The organism is Pedococcus sp. P2_E5, from assembly GCF_056403895.1.
In genome coordinates this window covers 1-14,648 of record NZ_JBFUEP010000067.1, presented here as the reverse complement: position 1 = coordinate 14,648, position 14,648 = coordinate 1, and the positions used below count along the sequence as shown (strand labels likewise).

Here is a 14,648-nt window from a genome sequence, read left to right as displayed (position 1 = left end):
GGGCTCTCGCGGCTCGATGGGGAGGCTCACCGCCCCCTGTGGTCGTCCGGGTCGGCGGATCCAGCCCGCCTCGGACGGGTTTGTCAGGCCGACACCTCCGATGCAGCGTCGCGCAGCGGTGCGGTGGCCAGTAGTGCCCGGTAGTCGTCGATCTGCAGCTCGCGCAGGAGTGCGGCATAGAACTCCCGACTCACTCGCAGCTTGCTGCCGTTCTCCAGGTGCCTGATGTAGGACCTGTCGACCTCGAGCGCCGCCGCGAGGTCCGACACGCCACGCCCCCGGGCCTGGCGAATGACGCGGAGTGCATAGCCGTGCACGTCGATGACCCGGTTTGCCGATGTTCCCCCAGACATGCCCATGAACATAGTCATACACGGCCACTCAGGCAAGAGTTGGGGTGAGGGTCCACAGAAAGATAGCCCCCGGTGCCGCGAGTGGGGTACAGCAGTGGCCACGACCGGTAAGGGCGTGACTGAGCAGGACCAGCAGTGACTGGATGTGACTGGGGGTGACTGGCAAGATGTCGGTCATGAACCCGCAGCAGCTCGAACAGCTCGGACACCGCGTCGAGCGCGCCCGCCTGACCCGTGGCTGGAGCAAGGAGCAGGCGGCGAGGGAGGCGAGGATCTCCTCGATCACGTGGAAGCGCGTGGAGGACGGGCTCGGTGTCCAGGACGTCAAGCGCGCGCAGGTTCTCGAGGTACTCGGACTGGACGACCGCGGTGAGCCTGTCGGTGCGTCGACGCACAATGAGGGCTTCGTGACCGCTCCCGGTCCGCGAGTCCGGCCAGCGGTCGGCGACGAGGAGGTCCTCGTGCTGATCGACGACGTGAGGAGCAGGCTTGACGCCCTCGAGCGACGCATCCGGGGTTCCTGACCCCTGGAAACTGCTCCGCGAGATGCGTGACGTCGTCATGCTGCGGCAGCCCATCGCCGAGCCCGCCCGCTACTACCACGGTCGTCGCGCGATCGTGCTCCGCTCCGGGCGCAGCCTCGAGGAGGAGCGGCGGTCGCTCTGGCACGAGCTCGTCCACGCCGAGCGCGGTGACACCGARTGCACCGGCTGGGCGGCGTCGGCCATCGAGCGTCGAGTCGAGCRTGAGGCCGCTCGCAGGGCCATGCCCCTGGTCGTCATGGAGCGCCGCCTCGCCGTCGCCAGCGACTGGGACGACTTCGTGTGGCACATGAAGGTGCCGGACGCATGGGTCCGGTTCCGGCTCGCCCATACCCGACCGGCCGACCGGGCCCGACTGGAGCGGGCCTGCGGGTGGTCCGACGGGGCAGCCTCCGCCTAGGGGCCGCTTCCGTCCGCGGGCGGCGACAGGGCGGCGATGGCGCCGCGGTGCCGACGTGACACGACGCGGCGGTGACCACGCGGCATACTCCTGTCTGTGAGTGAACACCTGCTGGTCTTCCCCGACCGTGAGACCGCTGACGACGTGGCCGCCGAGCTGGCCCACGAAGGCTTCTCCGAAGTGCGCGTCGTGCGGGAAGCCCTTGCGGGAGAGGACGACTCCGAGGACCACGAGTGGGCGGTCCATGTCGTCGAGGAGATGGTCGCCGACGAGTCGGGGCCGGTCGAGTCGGGCCTTCGCGACCGGTTCAGCGCCCTCGCCGAGGAGCACGGCGGCTGGTACGACCCGGAGCCCCCGACAGCCTCCTGACGCGAGCCGGCGTTGGCGGCCCGGTCGGCCGGCGCGGTCGTCCCGCCCGGTCTGGTCAGGGCACGGTCTGGTCAGGGCACGGGCTCCACGGCGACCAGTTCGAGGAACTCCTGCACGTCGAGCAGGCCGAGGGCGGCCCGCTCGACCGGCCGGATGCCCCGTCGCGCGGGGTCCMGGTAGAGCCGTGGCTGCCCGCAGGCGACCAGCCGGCCGCGGGTCTCGATCGTGCACCCTCCTGCCGCGACCACGTTCCGGACCCAGTCTGCGTGCGGCCCGTAGGTGAGCGCGATCACGAACCGGTCGCCGATCGTGAACAGGTTCACCGGTGTCTGGTAGTCGCGCCCGGACCGCCGTCCCCGGTGGTGGACCACGGCGAAACCCGGCAGGTGCCGCGCCACGGGAGTGCTCAACCGGTTGAAACCGACGCGGTTCCACCGCCCGACCGAGAGTGGAATGGGCACGCCTCCACGGTATGCCGCGGGTGGCTGCGGCGCGCACCAAGCGCGGCTGCCCGCGCCACGCGGGTGTGCTCGCCACGCGAGTGTGCTCGCCAGGGCGAATGCGCACAAGATTGAGTGGAATACACTCAACTTTGACCCGGTTGTCGATAGTGGACCCATCACCCCCGACACAGGAGAACATCCACGCATGGACCTGAAGCCGACCGCGAAGGTAGCCGAGGCGCTCGCGCTCGCCCAGCGAGCCGCCCAGAGTGCCGGMAACCCCGAGATCACCCCCGACCACCTCACGAGCGCCCTGGTGCAGCTCGACGCAGCGCAGGCCGATGCCCTGCTGCAGGCTGCCGGGACCGGCGCCGCGCACGTGCTCGGCCAGGCCGATGCCCGGTTGCGCGCCCTGCCGACGACGACGGGCGCGACCCAGCCGCCCACGTTCGGTCGTGAGGCGCTGGCCGTGCTCCAGCAGGCGGACACCCTCATGCGTGCCAAGGGGGACACCTACCTCGCGATGGACCTGCTCCTGCTCGCCCTCGCCGAGACCGGCCACCTCGCCGCGGTCCAGAAGCGGGGCGCCAAGGACATGGAGGCCAAGATCGAGGCGACGCGAGGGGGACGCACCGTGACGAGCGAGACACCGGTCGAGGGCGGCGAGGCGCTCGCGAGGTACGGCACCGACCTGACGCAGGAGGCCCGGGACGGCAGGCTCGACCCGGTGATCGGGCGCGACTCGGAGATCCGCCGGGTCGTCCAGGTGCTCTCCCGCCGCACCAAGAACAACCCCGTCCTCATCGGCGAACCCGGCGTCGGCAAGACCGCCGTCGTCGAGGGGCTGGCCCAGCGGATCGTCGACGGCGACGTCCCGGAGTCGTTGCGAGACAAGCGGTTGATCAGCCTCGACCTCGGCGCGATGGTCGCGGGCGCGAAGTACCGTGGTGAGTTCGAGGAGCGGCTCAAGGCCGTGCTCGAGGAGATCCGTGAGAGCAACGGTCAGGTCGTCACGTTCATCGACGAGCTGCACACCGTCGTCGGGGCCGGCGCGAGCGGCGAGGGCGCCATGGACGCGGGCAACATGCTCAAGCCGTTGCTCGCCCGCGGTGAGCTGCGCCTCGTCGGCGCGACGACGCTCGACGAGTACCGCCAGCACATCGAGAAGGACGCTGCCCTGGAACGCCGCTTCCAGCAGGTGTTCGTCGGCGAGCCGTCGGTCGAGGACACCATCGCGATCCTGCGCGGGCTCAAGGAGCGGTACGAGGCGCACCACAAGGTCGAGATCGAGGACGCCGCCCTCGTCGCGGCCGCCTCCCTGTCGGACCGCTACATCAGCGGGCGCCAGCTGCCGGACAAGGCCATCGACCTCGTGGACGAGGCGGCCTCCCGGCTGCGGATGGAGATCGACTCCAGCCCCGTGGAGATAGACGAGCTGCGCCGCTCGGTCGACCGTCTCAAGATGGAGGAGCTGCACCTCGAGCGCGAGACCGACGACGCCTCCGTCGAGCGGTTGGCCCGGCTCCGCGAGGACCTGGCGAACAGGTCCGAGGAGCTGGCCGCGCTCAACGCCCGCTGGGAGTCGGAGAAGTCCGGTCTGAACCGCGTGGGCGACCTCAAGACCCAGATCGACGAGGCTCGCACCCGGCTCGAGAAGGCGCGCCGGGAGTACGACTTCGAGACCGCCAGCCGGATCGAGTTCGGCGAGATCCCCGAGCTCGAGAAGGCACTGGCCGTCGCGAACGAGGACGAGGTCGCGTCCGGTCGCGCCAGCGCCGACCTCATGGTCAAGGAGCGCGTGGGCGCCGACGACATCGCCGAGGTGATCTCGGCCTGGACCGGCATCCCGGCCGGCCGCCTGCTGCAGGGCGAGACCGAGAAGCTGCTGTCGATGGAGTCGATCATCGGTTCCCGGCTCATCGGCCAGACCGCGGCCGTCGAGGCCGTCAGTGACGCCGTGCGGCGTTCTCGTGCCGGCCTCGCCGACCCCAACCGTCCCACCGGCTCCTTCCTCTTCCTGGGTCCTACCGGCGTCGGGAAGACCGAGCTCGCCAAKTCGCTGGCGGACTTCCTCTTCGACGACGAGCGGGCCATGGTCCGCATCGACATGAGCGAGTACTCCGAGCGGCACGCCGTCGCCCGCCTGATCGGTGCGCCGCCCGGGTACGTCGGCTACGAGGAGGGCGGTCAGCTCACCGAGGCCGTCCGCCGCCGCCCCTACTCGGTGGTGCTGCTCGACGAGGTGGAGAAGGCGCACCCCGAGACGTTCGACATCCTGCTCCAGGTCCTCGACGACGGGCGGCTCACCGACGGCCAGGGGCGCACGGTGGACTTCCGCAACGTCATCCTCGTGATGACCAGCAACCTCGGCAGCCAGTTCCTCGTCGACCCCAACCTGCCTGACGAGGCCAAGCGCGAGGCCGTCATGGGGATGGTCCGAGCGAGCTTCAAGCCCGAGTTCCTCAACCGGCTCGACGAGGTCGTCATCTTCGACCCGCTCACCTCCGCCGAGCTCGGCCACATCGTCGAGCTCCAGGTCCGCGAGCTGGCCAGTCGCCTGGTCGACCGCCGGATCACCCTCGAGGTCACCGACGCCGCACGCGAGTGGCTGGCGATCACCGGCTACGACCCCGCCTACGGTGCCCGTCCGTTGCGCCGACTCGTGCAGAAGGAGATCGGCGACCGCCTCGCCAAGGCTGTCCTGGGTGGCCGGGTCCGCGACGGCGACACGGTGACCGTCGACCTCGACGAGCAGGCGGACACCCTCACCCTGCGCTGAGGCACGCCGGCGACGACCGAGGGGTATGCCGGGTGGTGACCACCCGGCATACCCCTCCTGCCGTTCGGCATGCCGCCTCGGCGAGAGTCTGCTGAGGTGGGGGCATGCCGCGGATCGGTTTCCACGCCTCACACGAGCAGATCAGCCCACGCCAGCTGCTGGCCGACGTCCAGCACGCCGAGCGAGCCGGGTTCGCGATGGCGATGTGCTCCGACCACTTCTCGCCGTGGAGCACGCGACAGGGCCACAGCGGGTACACCTGGTCGTGGCTCGGCGCAGCCCTTGCCACCACGGACCTCGACCTCGGGTGCGTCAGTGCTCCGGGGCAGCGCTACCACCCCGCGGTCCACGCGCAGCGGATCGCGACGCTGGGACAGATGTTCCCCGGCCGGTTCTGGGTCGCGCTCGGCAGCGGCGAGGCGAGCAACGAGCACATCACCGGGGACGGATGGCCACGCAAGGAGCTGCGGACGCAGCGGCTGGAGGAGTGCGTCGACGTCATCCGGCGGATGCTGGCCGGCGAGGAGGTCAGCCACGACGGCCTCGTGACCGTCGACCGCGCCAGGCTGTGGGACCTCCCAGAGCCGACGCCACTTCTCGTGGGCCCGGCGGTGTCGGTCGAGAGTGCGGCCCGGGTGGCCGCCTGGGCGGACGGGCTGGTCACCGTCAACCAGCCTGTCGACACGCTGCGGGAGGTGTTGGCGGCCTACCGCGGTGCAGGAGGCAGGGGGCGAGCCGCCCTGCAGGTTCACCTGTCCTGGGCGCCGACCGAGGACGAAGCCCTGGGTACGGCGCACGACCAGTGGGCCGGCAACGTCTTCGGGCCACCGGTCCCGTGGGACCTCGAGACGGCCGAGGCGTTCGACGTGCTGTGGCAGCAGGTCGAGCCGGAGGCGGTGCGCGACGCCGTACGCGTCTCGGCCGACCTCGGGCAGCACCGCGAGTGGCTGGCGGAGTACGCCGACCTGGGGTTCGACGACCTCTACCTCCACCACGTGGGGCAGCGGCAGGACGCCTTCATCGACACGTTCGGAGAGCAGGTCCTGCCCGCCCTGGGCAGCGCCGGGAGCTGACCACCCGGCATACCCCCCGGATGCGTGCCGCGTTGCGACCATGGGGAGCGGTTCCCTCGGACTACCGTGGGTGCCATGCGCCTCAAGGGAATCGCCATCGCCGCCATCGCGGCACTCGCCCTCGTGGGGTGCTCGACCGACGACAAGCCCCCGGCCAAGGAGGGCACCCCGGCCGAGCAGCTCGCCGCTGCGCGCACGAACCTCGAGAAGAGCCCGGCGGTGACCTTCACCCTCGAGGCGACCGACCTGCCCAGCAAGGCGGTCGGGGTGTCCGCCGCCAAGGGCACGGGACTGTTCACCCCGCCGTCGTTCCAGGGCACCCTCAACGCCACGATCGCCGGCGTGACCGGGACCGTCGACGTGATCGCTGTGGAGCAGGACGTCTTCATGAAGTTCTTCACCCCCGGCTACAACAAGATCGACCCGGCGACCTATGGGGCGCCCAACCCGGCGCAGCTGTTCAACAAGCAGACCGGGATCACCAGCCTGATCGGCAAGACCCAGTCCCTCGCCAAGGGTGGCCAGGTCCGCGACGGCTCGGACGTGCTCACGTCCTTCACGGGCAAGCTCCCCGGTGCCGCCGTGGCGGACCTGCTCGTCATCGGGGACCGCGACAAGACCTTCGACGTGACCTACGGCGTCACCCAGAGCGGGCAGGAGCTGCGCACGGTCGTCCTCAAGGGGCCGTTCTACGCCGGAGCCACCTCGACCTACTCCCTGCGGCTCAAGAGCCTGCCCCAGCCCGTTGCGATCACCCGCCCCTAGGGCGCTGCTCGCCACGGCGTCCGTGGCGGTGGCGCTGGCCGCGGCGGACACCTACGTCGTCGTCCTGGCCCTGACGGACATGATGACCGGCGTCGGGCTCGGCATCGACGCCCTGCAGAAGGCGACTCCGATCATCTCCGGCTTCCTGCTGGGCTACATCGCCGTCCTGCCCCTCATCGGCCGCCTTGCGGATCTCGTTGCCAGACAACGGATCCTGGTCGCCTGCTTGATGATCTTCGTGATCGGGTCGGCGATCACGGCCCTCGCTGTCGAGCTGCCCGTCCTGGTGACCGGGCGGGTGCTCCAGGGCATCGGTGGCGGTGGGCTCGTGCCCGCCACGCTCGCGATCGTGGCCGACCTCTGGCCGGCCGACCGGCGGGGCACGCCCCTGGGCGTTGTCGGGGCGGTGCAGGAGGTGGGCAGCGTCCTCGGGCCGGTCTTCGGTGCAGCTGTCCTCGCCATCTCCGGCTGGCGGATGATCTTCTGGCTCAACGTGATCGCCGGTCTCGTCCTGGCTGGTGCGGTGCTGGTGGTCGGAGGCGAGAAGCCGCGGCGGCCACGCGGCATACCCCTCGTGCTCGGCGCCTCTGCGCTGGTGGTGGGTGGCCTGGCGCTCGCCGCACCGTCGCGGCTGGCGGCCGACGTGACGCTCGGGGTGCCGTTCGTGCCCTTCGGTGACTCGACGTCGCGGGTGCTGACCCCGATCGGGGTGGTCGCCCTCACCCTGGTGCTGGCTCTCGTCGCGGTGACGGCCCCGCGGTGGTGGATGCTGCTGCGTCGCGTCGACCTGCTCGGTGCCCTGTTCCTCGGTCTGGCCCTCGGCAGCGTGGTGCTCACCTTTGCCGCCAGCGATCCCGAGCGAGAGGTGGTCGGGCCGCTGGGGTACGCGTTGCTGCCGGTCGGGGCGCTTGCCCTGGGGCTCTACCTCTGGCGGCACCACACCGTCGCCGAGCCACTCGTCGCTCGTGGTGTCGTGCGAGGCCGTGCCCGGACGTCCCTCGTCGTGAGCCTCCTGGTCGGTGCCGCCCTCGTCGCGGTCATCGTCGACGTCCCGGTGCTCGCGCGGCTGACCCTGACCGACTCGCAGACGGTCGCGGCGTTCGTGCTGGTGCGGTTCCTGCTGGCGGTGCCGGTGGGGGCGCTGCTCGGCGGGTGGTCCCTGCGCAGGTTCGGTGACGGGCTGGTCAGTGGCGTGGGCCTGGTGGTGGCGACCATCGGCCTGTTCGCCATGAGCCGTTGGGGTGAGGGCTCGCTCGACGGACCGATGGCCACGGTGGTCCTGGTCGCCGTGGGCCTCGGCATCGGGATGGCGCTCGCACCGGTGAACAACGCTGCTCTCGCCGACGCCCCGGCCGATGCGCACGGCGTGGCGTCTGCCCTCGTCGTCGTGGCCCGCATGGTCGGCATGGTCGTCGGCCTGGCCCTGCTCACGGCCATCGGCCTGCACCGCTACTACGACACGGTGGCGGCGCTGCCCGACCAGACGGACACGAAGGCCCTCCTCGCAGCCGGCCTCGTGCAGGTGCAGACGGTGTTCCTCGGCGCGGCGATCGCGGCGCTGCTGGGCGCGTTCGCCTCGGTGGGCCTCGGCCTACGGCGTCGACCGGCGGACGACCATCGTGAGCCGTCAGGCTCGCCGCTGAGCACGGCAAGGCTCGGCTGACCCTCACCCTGGTCGTCGGGCGGCGACCGGGCGCCGGCTCAGCCGGTCCCGCGCCGGGTCGGCTTCGGAACCAGAAGCCGGCGGGCGCCCTCCAACCGTGGTGAACCCTTCCCGTGCGCTCGAGCTTGCCCGCGTGGTCGGCGTGGTCGGCCTCGCCCTGACGACCGCAGCGTGCGTCCCGCCGCCGAAGGCGTGCACGGAGATCGGCGCCACGAACGGTGTGCGCGTCACCATCGCCGGCTTTCCCCGGGCGTTCGATGCCCAGGCGCGCGCCGACGAGATCAGTGTGCGGGCCTGTGTCGGGGCAACCTGTGGGACGGGTGCGTTCAGGGGTGCCGAGGAGGACTCGGCGTGGGTCGACCTGCCCGCCGTCGGCTCCACCGACCCCGTCGACATCGTCGTCACGGCGCGCGACAGCGCGGGCGCGGTGTTCGTCCCGGCCACCACGGTCCGCGTCGTCCCGCGCAAGGTCCAGCCCAACGGGGCCGGGTGCGAGCCCACGGCCTTTCAGGCGCAGGTGACGGTCACGCCACCGGCGAGAGCAGTGTCGTGAACGCGTCGACGACCTCGTCGGTGGCTTCGTAGACCAGCATGTGACCGCGGCCGGGCAGGATTCTCAGCTCGGCGTGGGGGACCAGCTCGGCGAGCCGCCGACCGTGCCGGGGGTGCGTGAGCCGGTCGCGGTCCCCGACGAGCACGACGGTGGGTATGCCGGCCAGCTGGCTCAGCGCCTCGCTCTCGTCGTGCTCCCCGAGGGCGCCGAAGAACCGGCCCATGGTCGGAAGACTCGTGCTCGCCGCCATGTCGCGGGTCAGCTGCACCTGGGACGGGTCGGCGTCGTAACCGAAGAGCAGTCGTCGCTGGCCGCGCGTGGTGACGAACCGCCCCGCGGGGATCCCCGGCATGCGCGACGCGAGGGCCATCAGGCGGCCCTCGAGAGTCGAGAGGCGGTTCTGCAGGTCGCCCGCGCTGGTTGCCACGAGCACCGCGCCGGCAACCCGGGAGCGGAACTCGCCGGGGTGCAGCCCCGCGTAGGCCATCACGGTCATGCCGCCCATCGAGTGACCGCCGAGGACCACTCGGCCCCGTGGCGCCACCACGTCGAGCACCGCCGCTAGGTCGTCACCGAGCATCCGCACGGTCGGCTGGCCGCGCAACGGGCTGGACCCGCCGTGCCCGCGCTGGTCGTAGGTCACGACCCGCACCCCGGCCACGACGAGCCGCTCGACGACGGGGAGCCACGACGCACGAGTGAGCGTCCAGCCGTGTGCCAGGACCACGGTGGGGACGGAAGTCGCGCCACCCGCGACGTCCGCGTCGCCCTCGGAAGCCGGCCCGGCGGCATACTCCTGCACCCGGAGCAGGGCTCCGTCGGGGGCGGCGACGGTGAAGGTGCGGGAGGCCATGCGCGCCATTATCACCGTGGGTGGGGTCTGGTGCGGACCAGCCTGCTGGTCAGCCCCCGGCCGCTCAGTCGTCCAGCTGGACGACGACGGGCGCGTGGTCGGAGGCGCCCTTGCCCTTGCGCTCCTCGCGGTCGATCACCGCGCCGGCCACCCTGGCCGCGAACGCCGGGGTGCCGAGGATGAAGTCGATCCGCATGCCGCGGCGCTTCTGGAAGCTCAGCATCTTGTAGTCCCAGTAGGTGAAGGTGCCCGGTTCCGGGGTGTGTGGCCGCACGACGTCGACGAAGCCGGCGTCGAGCACCGCCTGGAAGGCCGCCCGCTCACTGGGGGAGACGTGGCTCTTGTCGAGGTAGTACTCCATCGACCAGACGTCCTCGTCCTGCGGTGCGATGTTCCAGTCGCCCATGAGCGCCGCCGTCTCGCCGGCCTCGACCGACGTCCTGGCCTGGTCGCGGAGCCGGGCCAGCCAGTCGAGCTTGTAGACCATGTGCGGGTCCTCGATGTGGCGCCCGTTGGGGACGTAGACCGAGGTGACCTTGACGCCGCCGCAGGTCGCGGTGAGGGCGCGTGCCTCGACCACCGGTGGCTCGCCCCACGCGGGGGCGTCGGGGAACGACGGCGTGACGTCCTCGATCCCGACCCGGGAGACGATGGCTACCCCGTTCCAGTGGTTGAGGCCGTGGTGGGCGACCTCGTAACCGAGGGCCTGCAGCCGGTCGAACGGGAACTGCGCGTCGGTCGCCTTGGTCTCCTGGATGGCGAGCACGTCGACGTCGCTGCGCTCCAGCCAGGCCTCGACACGGTCGATGCGGGAGCGGATGGAGTTGACGTTCCAGGTGGCTATGCGCACGCAGGCAACCCTATGCGGACCCGCCTAGAGTGAGGTCATGAGCACTGCCCTCGTCACCGGCGCCACCGCCGGCATCGGCCTGTCCTTCGCCCACGTCCTCGCGGAGCGCGGCCACGACGTGGTGCTCGTGGCCCGCGACCGCGCGCGGCTGGAGAACGTCTCCGACGAGCTGCGGGCGAAGTACTCCGTCGGCACCGAGATCCTCGTCGCCGACCTGTCCGACCGAGCCGAGACCGGCAAGGTCGCCGAGCGCCTGGCCGACCTCGCTCGCCCCGTCGACCTGCTGGTCAACAACGCGGGCTACTCGCTCAAGGGCTCGTTCCTGCGCCACGACATCGCGCAGGAGGAGGCCAACTTCGACGTGCTGTGCCGGGCGGTCCTCGTCCTGTCGCACGCGGCTGCCACCGCGATGCGCGAGCGTGGCCACGGCGCCATCGTCAACGTCTCGTCGGTCGCGTCGTTCCTCACCGCGGGCACCTACTCGGCCAACAAGTCCTACGTCACCGTCTTCACGGAGGGTCTTGCCGCCGAGCTGCGCGGCTCCGGCGTGACGGCGACCGCCCTCTGCCCGGGTTTCACGCACACCGAGTTCCACCAGCGGGCCCAGGTCGACATGTCGAGCATCCCCGAGTTCATGTGGCTCAACGCCGACCGGCTGGTGCGCGACTGCCTCGACGACGTCGCCAAGGGCCGCGTCGTGTCGGTTCCGTCGGCCCAGTACAAGGCCATCGTCGCCGCGCTGCGCCTCGTGCCGCGCTCGATCGTGCGCCGTCGCGCCCGCGGCGTCCACCGCCCGGGCGAGTGAGCCACGAGACTGGGCCACGCGGCATACCTCACCGTCTCGCTCGGTAGGCTCACGAACCGTGACCGACACTGCCGCCGCCCGCGCCCGCCTGCTCGAGATCGTCAAGGAGAAGGCCATCGTCCACGGCCGGGTGACGCTGTCGTCCGGCAAGGAGGCCGACTACTACGTCGACCTGCGCCGCATCACCCTCGACGGTGAGGCCGCACCGCTGGTGGGGATCGTCATGCGCGACCTCGTGGCCGATCTTGACTATGACGCCGTGGGCGGGCTGACGCTCGGAGCCGACCCCGTCGCCACCTCGATCCTGCACGCGAGCGCGGCCGCCGGTGACCGCAAGGACGCGTTCGTCGTGCGCAAGTCGGGCAAGGCCCACGGGCTGCAGCAGCGCATCGAGGGGCCGTCGATCGAGGGCCGCCGCGTCGTCGTCGTCGAGGACACGACGACCACCGGCAACTCGCCGCTCGACGCCGTGGATGCCGCCCGCGAGGCCGGGGCCGAGGTCGTGGCGATCGCGACGATCGCCGACCGCGCGACGGGCGCCGGCCAGAGGTTCGCGGACGCCGGGCTCGAGTACCGCTTCGTCTACGGCCTCGACGAACTCGGTCTGGCCTAGGCTGCACTGCAGAAGCTGCACCGCAGTAGGCGAGACGCCGCACAGGACGACGCCGCCCAAGACAAGGGGATTGCTCATGTGGGTCTGGATCATCATCGCGGTCGTGCTCGTGCTGCTCGTGCTGTGGGCGGTCGGCGTCTACAACGGGCTGATCAAGCTGCGCAACCTCGTGCAGGAGGCGTGGCGCCAGATCGATGTCGAGCTCAAGCGCCGGCACGACCTCATCGGCAACCTCGTCGAGACGGTCAAGGGCTACGCAGCCCACGAGCGCGGCACGCTCGAGGACGTCATGAAGGCCCGGTCCGCCGCGATGGCCGGTGGCCAGAGCCCCGCGCAGCAGGCCCAGAGCGAGGGCATGCTGAGCCAGGCGCTCGGTCGGCTCATCGCCGTGGCCGAGGCCTACCCCGACCTCAAGGCCAACCAGAACTTCCTGGCGCTGCAGCAGGAGCTGACCTCGACCGAGGACCGCATCGCCGCGGCCCGGCGCTACTACAACGCCAACGTGCGTGAGCTCAACACCAAGGTGGAGACGGTCCCCTCCAACTTCGTCGCCGGCATGTTCAACATCGACCGCGCCGAGTACTTCGAGGTCGAGGGCGAGGAGCGTGACCCCGTGAAGGTCGACTTCGGCCAGCGCGACGCCACCATCCCCCCGCCCAGCGGGTATGCCGGGGGCACGCCAGCGGGCGCTCCCTCCTCACCTCCGCCCGCGGCGCCCACGCAGGACACCCCGCCCACCCAGTAGGCGACACGGGTCCACCGGTCGGTGGACGGGGAATCAACCGGGTGGGGCTGACGGCGGCACCAGTGGGCACGACAGGCTGTACCCATGTCAGCACCAGAAGCGCCCATCCGCGTCACCGGCCTGCGCAAGACCTACGGAGCTCGCGAGGCCGTCGACGGCATCGACCTGCAGATCGAGCGGGGCGAGGTGTTCGCCTTGCTCGGGCCGAACGGCGCGGGCAAGACGACGACCGTCGAGATCCTCGAGGGATTCCGCAAGCGCGACGGCGGCACCGTCAGCGTCCTCGGTGAGGACCCGCAGGCGGCCGGCCTGGCCTGGCGCAACCGGCTCGGCATCGTGCTCCAGTCCTCGACCGGACTGGACCTCATCACGCCCCGCGAGGCGCTGGCCAGCACCGCGAAGGTCTACCGCACCCCGCGCGACGTCGACGAGGTCCTGGCCGCGGTCGGGCTCGTCGACAAGGCTGACGACCGGGTCGGCAAGCTCAGCGGTGGCCAGCGTCGGCGGCTCGACGTCGGCCTGGGCATCGTGGGCACCCCCGAGCTTCTGTTCCTCGACGAACCCACCACGGGCTTCGACCCGCAGGCCCGGCGCGACTTCTGGGAGCTGATCGGCTCACTGGCCGACGGCGGGACCACGATCCTGCTGACGACCCACTACCTCGACGAGGCCGAGCAGCTGGCCGACCGGGTCGGGGTCATCGCCGCGGGCCGGATGCTCGCCCTCGACACCCCGGCCAACCTCGGCGGCCGGGCCTCGTCCGAGGCAACGGTGACCTGGGAGGACGACGCGGGGAGGCGGCATACCGAGAAGACGAGCACGCCAACGCAGTTCGTCGCGAGGCTCGGCGCCGAGCTCGGCCGCGAGGTGCCCAAGCTGACCGTGGCGCGCCCCTCCCTGGAGGACACCTATCTCTCCCTGATCACCCCTCACCTCGTCGCCACGAGCGCCGAGCCCGAGCTGGAGGTCGTCGCGTGAACACGCTCGCCATCGGTGGGGACCGCACGGTCCTCGAGCTGAAGATGTACTTCCGCGAGAAGGAGGCGGTCTTCTTCTCCTTCGTCTTCCCGATCCTCATGCTGAGCATGTTCTCGGTGATCTTCGGTGACAGCTTCGGGACGGGCGATGCCGAAGCAGCCGGTGTGAACGCCGCGCGCTTCTTCCTCCCGGGGATGGTCGCGGCCGGCGTGATGCTGACCAGCTTCCAGTCGATGGCGCTGAGCGTCGCGGTCGAGCGGGACGACGGCACCCTCAAGCGGCTGCGCGCGACGCCGATGCCTCCGGTCGCCTACTTCCTCGGCAAGGTCGGGCTCGTGGCCATCACCAGCCTCGCGCAGTTCGCCCTGCTCATCGCGGTGGCCAAGGTCGGGTTCGGCGTGCAGCTGCCGACCGACGCGGGTCGCTGGGGCACCTTCGTGTGGGTGTTCCTGCTCGGTGTCGCCTCGGGCACGGTGCTCGGGATCGCCTTTTCCTCCCTGGCCTCCTCGTCGCGCTCGGTCGGCGCGATCGTCATCGCCCCCACGCTCATCCTGCAGTTCATCTCAGGTGTCTACTTCGCCTTCACCGACCTGCCCGAGTGGCTGAAGCAGGTGGCGTCGGTCTTCCCCTTGAAGTGGATCGCGCAGGGCATGCGGTCGGTCTTCTTCCCCGGCGACTGGCAGGACCAGGAGATGGCCGGCGCGTGGGAGCACGGTCGCACCGCCCTCGTGCTCGCCGTGTGGCTGGTCGCCGGACTCATCGTCTGCGCCCGCACCTTCCGCTGGACCAAGCGCGGCACGACATGATGGTCACGTGAGCACCAACGGCATCGAGCCGGCTGACTGCCGCTCGGAGCAGGGGGCG

Annotated in this window: 17 protein-coding genes; 13 read left to right on the top strand and 4 right to left on the bottom strand. The window is 71.0% G+C overall.

The annotated features are described in order from the left end of the window. Window positions 1–83: 83 nt before the first annotated feature. Window positions 84–353 (bottom strand): helix-turn-helix domain-containing protein, encoded by a 270-nt coding sequence (locus AC1DVZ_RS18205; protein WP_477619609.1) that lies wholly within the window; start codon window positions 351–353, stop codon window positions 84–86. 176 nt (window positions 354–529) lie between these two features. On the opposite strand from AC1DVZ_RS18205, the gene AC1DVZ_RS18200 reads away from it, so the two are divergent. The 3 genes from AC1DVZ_RS18200 (at window position 530) to AC1DVZ_RS18190 (ending at window position 1,664) form a co-directional block, all read left to right on the top strand. Beyond that, window positions 530–877, top strand: coding sequence for a helix-turn-helix domain-containing protein (locus tag AC1DVZ_RS18200; protein WP_477619608.1), 348 nt, complete (start codon window positions 530–532; stop codon window positions 875–877). Next, on the top strand, window positions 843–1,295 hold the full coding sequence (locus tag AC1DVZ_RS18195; RefSeq protein WP_477619607.1) for a hypothetical protein: 453 nt from the start codon (window positions 843–845) through the stop codon (window positions 1,293–1,295). The genes AC1DVZ_RS18200 and AC1DVZ_RS18195 overlap by 35 nt, the downstream gene beginning before the upstream one ends. 96 nt (window positions 1,296–1,391) lie before the next feature. Further along, window positions 1,392–1,664 (top strand): ribonuclease E inhibitor RraB, encoded by a 273-nt coding sequence (locus AC1DVZ_RS18190; protein WP_477619606.1) that lies wholly within the window; start codon window positions 1,392–1,394, stop codon window positions 1,662–1,664. Between the two features lie 71 nt (window positions 1,665–1,735). On the opposite strand, the gene AC1DVZ_RS18185 is transcribed toward AC1DVZ_RS18190, so the two are convergent. After that, the gene (locus AC1DVZ_RS18185; RefSeq protein WP_477619605.1) at window positions 1,736–2,125 is read right to left on the bottom strand and encodes a nitroreductase family deazaflavin-dependent oxidoreductase; all 390 of its coding nucleotides are present in this window, start codon (window positions 2,123–2,125) and stop codon (window positions 1,736–1,738) included. Window positions 2,126–2,312: 187 nt separating this feature from the next. Between AC1DVZ_RS18185 and clpB the strand changes: the two genes are divergently transcribed. From clpB to AC1DVZ_RS18160, 5 genes are all read left to right on the top strand, one after another. Further along, the gene (gene clpB, locus AC1DVZ_RS18180; RefSeq protein WP_477619604.1) at window positions 2,313–4,886 is read left to right on the top strand and encodes an ATP-dependent chaperone ClpB; all 2,574 of its coding nucleotides are present in this window, start codon (window positions 2,313–2,315) and stop codon (window positions 4,884–4,886) included. Between the two features lie 104 nt (window positions 4,887–4,990). Beyond that, window positions 4,991–5,959 (top strand): TIGR03885 family FMN-dependent LLM class oxidoreductase, encoded by a 969-nt coding sequence (locus tag AC1DVZ_RS18175; RefSeq protein WP_477619603.1) that lies wholly within the window; start codon window positions 4,991–4,993, stop codon window positions 5,957–5,959. A 75-nt stretch (window positions 5,960–6,034) separates the two neighbouring features. Then, the gene (locus AC1DVZ_RS18170; protein ID WP_477619602.1) at window positions 6,035–6,724 is read left to right on the top strand and encodes an LppX_LprAFG lipoprotein; all 690 of its coding nucleotides are present in this window, start codon (window positions 6,035–6,037) and stop codon (window positions 6,722–6,724) included. Further along, window positions 6,705–8,387 carry an MFS transporter gene (locus AC1DVZ_RS18165; RefSeq protein ID WP_477619601.1) on the top strand — a complete coding sequence of 561 codons (1,683 nt, stop codon included), beginning with the start codon at window positions 6,705–6,707 and terminating at the stop codon, window positions 8,385–8,387. Before AC1DVZ_RS18170 ends, AC1DVZ_RS18165 begins: the two co-directional genes overlap by 20 nt. Window positions 8,388–8,484: 97 nt before the next feature. After that, window positions 8,485–8,940: a hypothetical protein gene (locus tag AC1DVZ_RS18160; protein ID WP_477619600.1), complete on the top strand. Its 456-nt coding sequence runs from the start codon at window positions 8,485–8,487 to the stop codon at window positions 8,938–8,940. On the opposite strand, the gene AC1DVZ_RS18155 is transcribed toward AC1DVZ_RS18160, so the two are convergent. Beyond that, window positions 8,912–9,793 carry an alpha/beta fold hydrolase gene (locus tag AC1DVZ_RS18155; RefSeq protein ID WP_477619599.1) on the bottom strand — a complete coding sequence of 294 codons (882 nt, stop codon included), beginning with the start codon at window positions 9,791–9,793 and terminating at the stop codon, window positions 8,912–8,914. The genes AC1DVZ_RS18160 and AC1DVZ_RS18155 overlap by 29 nt on opposite strands. 64 nt (window positions 9,794–9,857) lie before the next feature. Further along, entirely contained in the window at window positions 9,858–10,643 is a 786-nt protein-coding gene (locus AC1DVZ_RS18150) for an exodeoxyribonuclease III (RefSeq protein ID WP_477619598.1), read from the bottom strand. A gap of 37 nt (window positions 10,644–10,680) precedes the next feature. Here AC1DVZ_RS18150 and AC1DVZ_RS18145 point away from each other — a divergent pair, with 37 nt between their 5' ends. The 5 genes from AC1DVZ_RS18145 (at window position 10,681) to AC1DVZ_RS18125 (ending at window position 14,590) form a co-directional block, all read left to right on the top strand. After that, window positions 10,681–11,448, top strand: coding sequence for an SDR family NAD(P)-dependent oxidoreductase (locus tag AC1DVZ_RS18145; protein ID WP_477619597.1), 768 nt, complete (start codon window positions 10,681–10,683; stop codon window positions 11,446–11,448). A 58-nt stretch (window positions 11,449–11,506) separates the two neighbouring features. Further along, a complete protein-coding gene (gene pyrE / locus AC1DVZ_RS18140; RefSeq protein WP_477619596.1) occupies window positions 11,507–12,061 on the top strand; it encodes an orotate phosphoribosyltransferase in 555 nt (184 codons plus the stop codon). 76 nt (window positions 12,062–12,137) lie between these two features. Next, a complete protein-coding gene (locus AC1DVZ_RS18135; protein ID WP_477619595.1) occupies window positions 12,138–12,806 on the top strand; it encodes a LemA family protein in 669 nt (222 codons plus the stop codon). A gap of 84 nt (window positions 12,807–12,890) precedes the next feature. Continuing rightward, window positions 12,891–13,784 (top strand): ABC transporter ATP-binding protein, encoded by an 894-nt coding sequence (locus AC1DVZ_RS18130; protein ID WP_477619594.1) that lies wholly within the window; start codon window positions 12,891–12,893, stop codon window positions 13,782–13,784. Beyond that, window positions 13,781–14,590 carry an ABC transporter permease gene (locus AC1DVZ_RS18125; protein ID WP_477619593.1) on the top strand — a complete coding sequence of 270 codons (810 nt, stop codon included), beginning with the start codon at window positions 13,781–13,783 and terminating at the stop codon, window positions 14,588–14,590. Before AC1DVZ_RS18130 ends, AC1DVZ_RS18125 begins: the two co-directional genes overlap by 4 nt. Window positions 14,591–14,648: the final 58 nt, after the last annotated feature.

What these genes read in the sequence shown, in the direction of transcription:
- AC1DVZ_RS18200 (WP_477619608.1), top strand. Translation starts at nt 530, where the DNA reads ATGAACCCGCAGCAGCTCGAACAGCTCGGACACCGCGTCGAGCGCGCC.
- AC1DVZ_RS18175 (WP_477619603.1), top strand. Translation starts at nt 4,991, where the DNA reads ATGCCGCGGATCGGTTTCCACGCCTCACACGAGCAGATCAGCCCACGC.
- AC1DVZ_RS18170 (WP_477619602.1), top strand. Translation starts at nt 6,035, where the DNA reads ATGCGCCTCAAGGGAATCGCCATCGCCGCCATCGCGGCACTCGCCCTC.
- AC1DVZ_RS18205 (WP_477619609.1), bottom strand. Translation starts at nt 353, where the DNA reads ATGTCTGGGGGAACATCGGCAAACCGGGTCATCGACGTGCACGGCTAT.
- AC1DVZ_RS18145 (WP_477619597.1), top strand. Translation starts at nt 10,681, where the DNA reads ATGAGCACTGCCCTCGTCACCGGCGCCACCGCCGGCATCGGCCTGTCC.
- AC1DVZ_RS18130 (WP_477619594.1), top strand. Translation starts at nt 12,891, where the DNA reads ATGTCAGCACCAGAAGCGCCCATCCGCGTCACCGGCCTGCGCAAGACC.
- AC1DVZ_RS18155 (WP_477619599.1), bottom strand. Translation starts at nt 9,793, where the DNA reads ATGGCCTCCCGCACCTTCACCGTCGCCGCCCCCGACGGAGCCCTGCTC.
- AC1DVZ_RS18135 (WP_477619595.1), top strand. Translation starts at nt 12,138, where the DNA reads ATGTGGGTCTGGATCATCATCGCGGTCGTGCTCGTGCTGCTCGTGCTG.